This window comes from Acinetobacter rudis (genome assembly GCF_000829675.1).
In the GTDB taxonomy this organism is placed as follows: Bacteria; Pseudomonadota; Gammaproteobacteria; order Pseudomonadales; family Moraxellaceae; genus Acinetobacter; species Acinetobacter rudis.
This window is the reverse complement of record NZ_BBRX01000109.1, coordinates 1-7,095: the sequence shown is the minus strand read 5'-3', so window position 1 is coordinate 7,095 and position 7,095 is coordinate 1. Positions and strand designations below refer to the sequence as shown.

General features: G+C 41.9%; 6 protein-coding genes. All 6 read left to right on the top strand.

What is annotated here, in order from left to right:
• On the top strand, positions 1 to 602 hold a 602-nt coding region (locus Aru01_RS17565; RefSeq protein WP_042111708.1), incomplete at its 5' end, for a serine hydrolase.
• A 123-nt stretch (positions 603 to 725) separates the two neighbouring features.
• Complete coding sequence (dnaX, locus tag Aru01_RS17560) at positions 726 to 2,858, top strand: DNA polymerase III subunit gamma/tau (protein ID WP_016656820.1); 2,133 nt, start codon at positions 726 to 728, stop codon at positions 2,856 to 2,858.
• Between the two features lie 137 nt (positions 2,859 to 2,995).
• A complete protein-coding gene (locus Aru01_RS17555; RefSeq protein WP_016656819.1) occupies positions 2,996 to 3,145 on the top strand; it encodes a hypothetical protein in 150 nt (49 codons plus the stop codon).
• Between the two features lie 21 nt (positions 3,146 to 3,166).
• Positions 3,167 to 5,395 carry a phosphocholine-specific phospholipase C gene (locus tag Aru01_RS17550; RefSeq protein ID WP_016656818.1) on the top strand — a complete coding sequence of 743 codons (2,229 nt, stop codon included), beginning with the start codon at positions 3,167 to 3,169 and terminating at the stop codon, positions 5,393 to 5,395.
• A gap of 348 nt (positions 5,396 to 5,743) precedes the next feature.
• Entirely contained in the window at positions 5,744 to 6,268 is a 525-nt protein-coding gene (locus Aru01_RS17545) for a low molecular weight protein-tyrosine-phosphatase (protein WP_016656817.1), read from the top strand.
• Between the two features lie 6 nt (positions 6,269 to 6,274).
• On the top strand, positions 6,275 to 7,095 hold an 821-nt coding region (gene murB, locus Aru01_RS17540), incomplete at its 3' end, for a UDP-N-acetylmuramate dehydrogenase (protein ID WP_042111707.1).

The window sequence follows — 7,095 nt, the reverse complement described above, 5'->3', positions numbered from 1 at the left end:
CATGTCGTAAAATTACCAGTACAACTCAAGCTAAGCCTCAGCAGGCAGTAAAGAAAAAACAACCACGTAAAACAACTTTCTCAGAACGTTTGCTTGAATTATCAGGACAAAATCCTCAAGACTTTCTTGATGCAATGGTGCCACGTGCAATGCGGGATTTTAGCTTCTTTAGTGAGCAAGGATTAACTGCGGTCATGCCTGCTGTAAATGGTACTTTTACTGCGCGTAGTTTGGCAAAGATATATGCAATGCTGGCACAAAAAGGTCAATGGAAAGGGCAGCAACTAATTGATCTTGAAATTTTTAATGAGTTTACTCAAATACAAACCTACAAACGAGATCGGGTAATGCCTATCCCGATGAAATGGCGTTTAGGCTATCACCGTGTTATCACTTTAGGTAAGCGGGTTAAATCGGGATTTGGTCATGTTGGCTATAATGGTTCAGGCGCATGGTGTGATCCGAAACGTCATTTGAGTTTTGCTTATGTTCATAATTTTCCAGTGGCATCCATGACAGGAGATTATCGACTTTGGGGGTTGTCCCAAGAAGCACTGCGCTGTGCAGATGCTGTTGAGACTGGGCATAAGGGCTGGTTTTAATCTGATCAGTTTGATTTTTCAACGATAAGTATTGAAAAGCCGAGCGGAGCGAGTTGGATCGGGTGAAAGGATTCACAGCGTGGTCAAAACACAGTATCCTTAGACCTGTCACAAGGAGCATCCATGTATCAGGTACTTGCACGTAAATATAGACCACGCAACTTTAATGAATTGGTGGGGCAAAATCACGTCTCACGCGCATTAACCAGTGCTTTGGAGCGTGGACGTTTGCACCATGCTTATTTATTTACGGGTACTCGTGGTGTAGGTAAGACCACGATCGCAAGGATTTTAGCCAAATGCCTTAACTGTGAGACAGGGGTAACCTCAACACCCTGCGAAACTTGTGCAACATGTAAAGCTGTTAATGAAGGACGGTTTATTGACCTCATTGAGATTGATGCTGCGTCACGTACCAAAGTTGAAGATACACGTGAATTATTAGATAACGTTCCATATGCGCCTACTCAAGGACGATATAAAGTCTATCTAATCGATGAAGTGCATATGCTTTCGACTCACTCATTCAATGCCTTATTAAAGACTTTGGAAGAACCACCAGCACATGTCAAATTTCTATTTGCAACGACTGATCCACAAAAATTACCAATTACAGTTATATCCCGTTGTTTGCAGTTTACTTTACGTCCGTTATTGATCGATGAGATTAGCAGTCATTTAAGTCAAATTTTAAATACAGAACAAATAACTGCTGAAACTGATGCTCTTTGGCAAATTGCTGAAGCAGCTCAGGGTTCGCTGCGTGACGCTTTGTCTTTAACAGACCAAGCGATTGCCTATGGTCAAGGGGCAATTCACCATCAAGATGTCAAAGAGATGTTAGGGTTGATTGACCGTAGCATGATCTATGATCTGATTTTGGCCATTCATCAAAACAATAAAGCTTTAGTTAGCCAATTATTATTGCAGTTTAGACAACAAGCACTCGATGTTGCTTTGGTCTTAGATCAGCTCATTTCGACTTTGCATGAGTTGGCATTAATGCAGTATTTACCAGATTTGAGTCTGAAATATAGTTCTGAAATTAATCAAAAAATTACCCAATTATCGGCTGTAATTTCCGCCCAAGATTTGCAGTTATATTATCAGATTGCATGTAAGGGCCGTGCTGATTTACAAATCGCAGTTACTCAAGAACAGGGTTTTGAGATGACGGTACTGCGCTTATTGGCATTTAGACCTTTGGCATTGAATCAAGTCAGTGCAGCAGGAGCACAACAGGTCAGTCAGGTACACGCGACTGAACAACAGCCTGCAATGACTCAAGCATCTGAGGCTCAGCAAATATCACAGTTAGAACAGACGCTTGTTGAGACCGTAGAGAGTACAATTCCACTCACTCAGGACAAAACCGTAACTAGTGTTGTCGAAACTGAAGCATCCAGTACTCAAGCAGAGAGTGCAGGCGATATTGACCAGTCGACAGCTCAAGCATTATGGAATCAACAAGTTTCTACTGAGTCATTTGTTCAAAGTGATCAAGTTGTCGAAGATCTAGCACCCCAGCAAGACATTACTCAAGTTGCTACGGTAGCACCAGTGATGCAGCCAGAAGCTGAGCCTGCTGTTACATCCGATACACTTGAGCTGACCAGTTTTGCGGCAGAGGAAATTATTGCAGCAGTACCAGCCGCACTCGATGTTACTGCGATGTCTGAGCAAGAGTTATTTTTCCTTGCACCGACAATCGATACTGCTGTCGAAGTGCAGCAGCACAATGCACCTCAGCCTCCTGTAATACCTTCTCAAGAGCAATTCACTGCTGAGCTTGGCGCTCAGGTTGCTGCTGAAAACCAACCCGAGCAATCTACAGGTCTGATGCCTCAGCAGATTTTAACGTTGACTGAGCAACAACTTGAAGGGCAATGGGACGTACACAAATGGGAATATTGGTTTAGAAATAGTGCCTTATCACCAGCAGTGCAAGAGCTTGCCCAACATGGTCTGATGACTGGTGAAATTAATGGTGCTTGTTTGTTCCGTATACCTGCACAGTATGAAAAATTATTTACTCAAACACAGCATGATTTGCAACAGGCGTTAATTGCTTTATGGCCAAACACTCATTTTAGTGTTGAATACCAAGATATTACATCAGCAACCCCATATGTCTTATTACAACAGCGTAAACAGCATGCCTATGTGCGTGCAGTAGAATTGCTCAGACAAGAGCCTGTTGTGAAACAATTGTTGAGCGCATTTTCTGCGGAACTACATCAAGTGCAACTTAAGTAAAGTGGAATCACTTCACGTTATTTGAATTTTTGTTCAAATAAAACCATTTTTAAATCACTTGCTTGTCATTAATTTGTCAGCAGCTTGTCATGTTCTCTGACTAAGGTGTATTGCGCTTAATATCGGAATACACCTATATGCAACATGCTTTTAAAAAACTGATGCAGTTCTTGCTGATCGTTCCTCTTTTTTCTGTATTGATGGCTTGTAATGACTCGGACTCTGAACACTCTGGTTCAAATGAACAAGAGTGTTCTAAACCCGCTGTCATTCGCTGTGCACCATAACCAGATTAAAGAGCTATTATCATGATTACACGTCGTCAACTTTTTTCAAATTCAATTAAAACAGGTCTGAGTGCAGCAGCATTGGCCGCTTTTCCTGCCAGTATTCAACGCGCATTGGCGATTCCAGCCAACAATAAGACTGGGACAATTCAGGATGTTGAGCATGTGGTGATCCTCATGCAAGAAAACCGTTCATTTGACCACTATTTTGGCACTTTAAAAGGGGTGCGTGGTTTTTCTGATCGTATTACTATTCCACTACCTGGTGGTCGTCAAGTTTGGGAACAAAAACGTGCCAATGGCCAAGTATTGACGCCGTATCACTTTGATAGCCGTAAACACAATGCACAGCGTGCATCGGGTACACCACACTATTGGGAAGACAGTCAGCGCGCTTGGGATAATGGGCGTATGACCAGTTGGCCTGTAGACAAAGAAGATAAGTCTATGGGGTATCTTAAAGAGCAGGAAGTGCCATTTCATTTTGCATTGGCCAATGCATTCACGATCTGTGATGCATATCACTGTTCTATGCATACCGGTACAGATGCGAACCGTTCATTTCATTTAACAGGAACAAATGGTGCGACAGCGACAAAAACTGCATTTGTGAGTAATGAATGGGATGCGATTGATGGACTTCCACATACTACAGGTCGTGGTTATACGTGGAAAACCTATGCTGAACGTTTAGAAGATGCAGGGGTAAGCTGGATCAGCTATCAAAATATGCCCGATGAATGGGGCGATAATATGCTTGGTGCATTCCGTACTTTTAAAAAGGCCAATATAGACTCAGGTTTCCCTGTATCAAGTGGCGGTGCACCGAATTCACCTTATACACAAACTGGACAATCTTTGCCATACCATGCTTATGATCATGCGACTGACAATGCAAAAAATCCATTGTATAAAGGGATTGCCAACACGTTGCCCGGCAATAAGCCCGAAGAATATTTAGATGCTTTTCGCCGTGATGTCAAAGAGGGACGTTTGCCGCAAGTATCTTGGATCAATGCTCCATCTATATATTGTGAGCACCCAGGCCCTTCAAGTCCGATACAAGGCTCATGGTTTATTCAAGAAATCTTAGATGCCCTAACAGCAGTACCTGAGGTATGGAGTAAGACCGTATTTTTAATCAATTATGATGAAAATGATGGTTATTTTGATCATGTACCTTCACCATCTGCACCCTCAAAGCAAGGCAACAGTTATGCGGGTAAATCTACGCTAAGCGAAGAGCAGATGAATTATGAATATCATACTTACCCAAAACCAGAGGGTAGTGCTTGGCAACATGCTCCTAAAGGAGAGGTTTTTGGGCCGGGTCCTCGTGTACCGATGTTAGTGATTTCACCTTGGAGTCGTGGTGGTTGGGTAAACTCACAGGTATTTGATCATACTTCTGTTTTGCGCTTCTTAGAGCAGCGTTTTGGTATTGAGGAAACCAATATCAGCCCATTTCGCCGTGCTGTATGTGGTGATTTAACTTCTGCACTTAACTTTAAAAACCCGAATGATGATGTCTTACCTGAGCTGAACGGTAAAATCACTCGTGCAGAAGCAGATGAAACACGTAGGGCGCAGCAAGCTTTATCACAAACACCTGTACCTGCCGATAATGCTTATCCGATCCAACAACGCGGTATTAAGCAGTCTCGTGCTTTACCTTATGAACTACATACGAGTGCACGCTGCTTAACTCAAGATGGAGTAGTTAAGTTATTGTTCTCTAATACTGGTACTCAAGGTGCGGTTTTCCATGTCTATAACAAATTGGATTTGGCAGCTATTCCAAGGCGTTATGTGGTGGAAGCTGGCAAAACTATCGACGATGTTTGGCCAGTAGCGCAAGAATACCAAGGGCAATATGATCTTTGGGTGATGGGGCCAAATGGTTATCATCGTCATTTTAAAGGCGACTTAAACCGTATCCATGCTTTAGAACAAAACCCAGAGATTCGTGTTTGTTACGATATTAGCAATGGTCATGTTTCTGTTGATCTTGTCAATACAGGGGCTAAAGCAGTTGAGTTTGTGATTAAACCTGTAGTTTATCGCTTAGATGCACCGATTAAAGTGACCGTCGCTGCAGGTGCAACACATACGCAAAAATGGGATTTAACTGAATCTTATCATTGGTATGATTTTGAAGTCAGAAGTAGCCAAGATACAAGTTATTATCGCCGTTTTGCTGGCCGTGTCGAAACAGGTCAGGACTCTGTGACTGATCCAGCACAAGCATAATTCCACACAACTTAGAGAATATTCCCTCTAGCAAGCTTGTGTAAGAAACACCATAAAGGCGTACTTTGTGGTGTTTTTAATGTTATTCAAGCAGCGTAAAATACCACGAATATGTGTTCATCCGATCCAGTCTTAGCTCTTCATAATAGTCATTCTACGGGCTGAGTAAGCAGTGATGGCCTCTTCAAATCGCGGTGAAGTTAGTAGATGGTCAGAAATACTGCAAAAGCCCGAGTTTAGATTGTAGCTTAGAATAAATTAAACAATTATTGTTTCGCTGTCGTATAGGATTCATTACCCAAATAAATTAACATAAGCCAATCACATAGAATAAATCATTTGGGGGATATGTCATTGCAAACTCAAGCACCTTATCAGGTATTGTGTATTTGTCTCGGTAATATTTGCCGTTCGCCTACAGCTGAGGTTGTACTTCGACATTACTGTAGTGAAGCTCAAATGAATATCGTCGTTGACTCTGCTGGAACCAGTAATTATCACCCCAATAAAGCTCCAGATCAGCGTAGCCAATTTCATGCAAAGCAACGTGGTTATGATTTGTCCACCTTGCGCGCACGCCAAGTAACTTTAGCGGATTTCATTAATTTTAATTTAATTCTAGCGATGGACTTAGATAATCTTAGTCATTTAAAACGCTTGCACACTCAGGCAATTCAGCATTATGGTGCTGATCAGGTCTTGGCAAAGCTTGCCCTGATGAGTGAACATGATCCAGATTATCTTAAGCAAGCATTACCAGATCCGTATTATGGTGAGGCAGCAGATTTTGAACGTGTGCTTGATCAGTGTGAATCAAGCAGCCAAGCTTGGGTAGTATATTTTCAACAACATTTGCCACAGGTAAACAACTAATACCCTATGAACATTTTGACGCAGGTCCAACTTAAGCCATTTAATACACTGCAACTTGAAGCGGTCGCTTCACATTATGTGCAGATTCATCATGTTGAGGAGATTGTCGCTGCATTAGATTATGCAGCAGCACATCAACTTAACGTGCTGATATTATCTGGAGGCAGTAATGTTTTGTTGCCTCGAGAAATAAATGCGTTGGTTATGCATATGCAAATTCAGGGAATCGAAGCCTTAAGTGCTGATAGCAAATATCAGTATTTTCGCGTTGGTGCAGGGCAGCCATGGCATGATTTCGTGCTTTGGAGTACCCAGCAGCAATGTTATGGCTTGCAAAATTTAGCACTTATCCCTGGCCTCGTAGGCGCAGCACCAGTACAAAACATTGGTGCTTATGGGGTGGAAGTTGGTGAGTTTATTGATTATATTGAAGTTTATGATCGTGAACTTGGACAGTTTAGCCAGTTGAAATCAGCAGAATGCGCTTTTGCTTATCGTGATAGTATTTTTAAACAACAGCCACAGCGTTATGTGATTTGTCACGTGGTATTTAAATTATTAAAACAAGCTGAACTTAAAATTAACTATGGAGATCTTCGTCAAGCGATGGGTGATGAAGTGACAGCTGAAAATTTACAACAACAAGTGATTCATATCAGACAGAACAAACTCCCAGATCCTAAAGAGTTTGCCAATGTAGGGAGTTTTTTTAAAAACCCCATTATATCTGAGCAGCAACTCCAGGCATTACTTGAGAAATTTCCTCAGATTCCACATTATTTGCAACCTCATGGCCAAGTCAAAGTTGCTGCGGGTTGGTTGATTGA

Coding starts and splice junctions, on each gene's coding strand:
- Aru01_RS17555 (WP_016656819.1), top strand. CDS start 2,996: ATGCAACATGCTTTTAAAAAACTGATGCAGTTCTTGCTGATCGTTCCT.
- dnaX (WP_016656820.1), top strand. CDS start 726: ATGTATCAGGTACTTGCACGTAAATATAGACCACGCAACTTTAATGAA.
- Aru01_RS17545 (WP_016656817.1), top strand. CDS start 5,744: ATGTCATTGCAAACTCAAGCACCTTATCAGGTATTGTGTATTTGTCTC.
- Aru01_RS17550 (WP_016656818.1), top strand. CDS start 3,167: ATGATTACACGTCGTCAACTTTTTTCAAATTCAATTAAAACAGGTCTG.